Genomic DNA, 539 nt, shown 5'->3' on the forward strand with positions numbered 1-539 from the left:
ACTTATCGACTGTCAATATAAAGAACAGCATTTGGGGCTGTAGCTCAGCTGGTTAGAGCACCGTGTTGATAACGCGGGGGTCGTTGGTTCGAGTCCAACCAGCCCTACCAGTTTTACCCTAGTAGTAGATCCCGGGGGATTAGCTCAGCTGGGAGAGCACCTGCTTTGCAAGCAGGGGGTCGTCGGTTCGATCCCGTCATCCTCCACCAAGAGTTCAAATGTAAGCCACAAGGTTTAGATTTGATCTTTTAGAGATCAAGTGCTGTACGTTCTTTAACAATCTGGAAGAAGTAAGTAAATTTTTATTGATCGCAAACGCCGACAGGCGGGTGCGATGGGTAATGATTGTATGTATCAACAAACGCAACAACGTAGTACTTCTTATTCCTATAAACGCTCCTTGTTTAGTCGCAGGGGCTAACGTTATAGGGACAAGTGAATAAGTGCACATGGTGGATGCCTTGGCGATTACAGGCGATGAAGGACGTAGTAGCTTGCGATAAGCTGCGGGGAGCTAGCAAACAAGCTTTGATCCGCAG

Annotated in this window: 2 tRNA genes and 1 rRNA gene; all 3 read left to right on the forward strand. The window is 47.5% G+C overall.

The window, feature by feature from the left end:
• Window positions 1-33 precede the first annotated feature (33 nt).
• A tRNA-Ile gene (locus MRBLMU1_RS25480) sits at window positions 34-110 on the forward strand.
• A 23-nt stretch (window positions 111-133) separates the two neighbouring features.
• Window positions 134-209, forward strand: a tRNA-Ala gene (locus tag MRBLMU1_RS25485).
• Window positions 210-429: 220 nt separating this feature from the next.
• Window positions 430-539 (forward strand): 23S ribosomal RNA (locus tag MRBLMU1_RS25490); the annotation flags it as partial.

It is taken from the genome of Burkholderia sp. LMU1-1-1.1, assembly GCF_040675865.1.
Classification (GTDB): Bacteria; Pseudomonadota; Gammaproteobacteria; order Burkholderiales; family Burkholderiaceae_D; genus Rugamonas.